Origin of the sequence: Occallatibacter sp. (genome assembly GCF_049802275.1) — a bacterium.
Taxonomy (GTDB): Bacteria; Acidobacteriota; Terriglobia; order Terriglobales; family Acidobacteriaceae; genus Telmatobacter.
Window position 1 is genome coordinate 1 of sequence record NZ_JBARMD010000497.1, and the last position, 1670, is coordinate 1670.

General features: G+C 57.8%; 3 protein-coding genes. All 3 read left to right on the plus strand.

Features of this window, described 5'->3' with window-relative positions:
* A partial coding sequence (locus tag WA354_RS17270) for a GDP-mannose 4,6-dehydratase (RefSeq protein WP_472814267.1) occupies window positions 1–401 on the plus strand: 401 nt, incomplete at its 5' end.
* Window positions 398–1294 (plus strand): glucose-1-phosphate thymidylyltransferase RfbA, encoded by an 897-nt coding sequence (rfbA, locus tag WA354_RS17275; RefSeq protein ID WP_472814268.1) that lies wholly within the window; start codon window positions 398–400, stop codon window positions 1292–1294. The genes WA354_RS17270 and rfbA, both read left to right, overlap by 4 nt.
* The coding region (gene rfbC, locus WA354_RS17280) for a dTDP-4-dehydrorhamnose 3,5-epimerase (protein ID WP_472814269.1) at window positions 1291–1670 on the plus strand (380 nt) is incomplete at its 3' end. The genes rfbA and rfbC, both read left to right, overlap by 4 nt.

Here is a 1670-nt window from a genome sequence, read left to right on the forward strand (position 1 = left end):
GGCTCTTCGTCGACGATCACTGCTCGGCGATCCGCGCGGTTCTGGAGCGCGGCATTCCCGGCGAGACTTACAACGTCGGCGGCAACAGCGAGCGCAACAATCTCCACGTCGTGAATACAATCTGCGACCTCGTCGACGAACTGCGCCCCGATGCAAGCATCGGCCCGCGGCGAAAGCTGATCAAATTTGTTGCCGATCGTCCCGGCCACGATCGCCGCTACGCGATCGACGCTCGCAAGATCGCTGGCGAACTGGGCTGGACACCTTCCGTTGACTTTGAACAGGGTCTGCGCAACACCGTGGAGTGGTATCTCAATCACGCATCGTGGATCGAGAATGTGCGCAGCGGCGCCTATCTAACGTGGATCAAGCAGAACTACGAGGAGAGGATCGCGCAATGAAAGGGATCATTCTCGCTGGAGGCTCGGGAACACGACTTTACCCGGTCACACATGTTGTTTCAAAACAGCTCCTGCCCGTTTACGACAAGCCGATGATCTACTACCCGCTGAGCACGCTGATGCTCGCCGGGCTGCGCGACATTCTCATCATCTCCACACCCGAAGACACGCACAGGTTTGTTGAATTGCTGGGCGACGGCAAGCGCTGGGGTATCAACCTCAGCTATGCCGTGCAGCCCAGCCCCGACGGACTCGCGCAGGCCTTCACCATCGGCCGCGAATTCATCGGCGCCGATACGTGCTCGCTGATTCTCGGCGACAACATCTTTTACGGCCAATCGTTTTCACGCGACCTGCAGCACGCGGCCAAACTGAAGAGCGGCGCGCTGGTCTTCGCATATCCCGTGCACGACCCCGAGCGTTACGGCGTTGTGGAGTTCGATGATGCGGGCAAAGCGATCAGTATTGAAGAAAAGCCACAAAAGCCGAAGTCGCGCTATGCCGTCACGGGCCTTTATTTCTACGACAACGACGTTGTGAAGCTTGCGACCGATCTCAAGCCTTCGGCACGCGGCGAATTGGAGATCACCGATCTGAACCGTCTCTATCTCGAGGCAGGCAAGCTGAAAGTCCAGGTGATGAGCCGCGGTATGGCTTGGCTGGATACAGGCACCCACGATTCACTGTTTGAAGCAGGGCTTTATATCCAGACCATCGAACGACGGCAGGGATTGATGATCGCCTGCCCGGAAGAGATCGCGTATCACTTCGGGTACATTACGGGCGACCAGCTCGAAGAGCTCGCAAAACCCGTGGCGAAGAGCGGATACGGACAGTACTTATTGGCGCTGCGCAATGAGCGACAGATTCCCGCAGGAAATAGCGAGTTATGAAGATTGAAGAGACTTCCCTGCCTGGCGTGCTGGTGATAACACCGAAGATTCACAGCGACAACCGCGGAGCCTTCTGGGAAACCTGGAACCACGAGGCCTTCGAGGCAGCGGGACTGCCCTGCACCTGGGTGCAGGATAATTTCTCTCTGTCAAAGAAGAACGTTGTCCGCGGCATTCACTATCAAACCGTCAATCCCCAAGGCAAACTCGTTCGGGCTACACATGGCGCCGTGCTGGACGTCGCGGTTGATCTACGCCGCAGCTCGCCGTGTTTCGGCGAACATGTCGCCGTCGAACTCAGCGGAGAAAACGCTCGCATGCTTTGGATACCGGAAGGATTCGGACATGCCTTTCTGGTGCTGACCGAGGTCGCCGG

What these genes read in the sequence shown, in the direction of transcription:
- rfbA (WP_472814268.1), top strand. Translation starts at nt 398, where the DNA reads ATGAAAGGGATCATTCTCGCTGGAGGCTCGGGAACACGACTTTACCCG.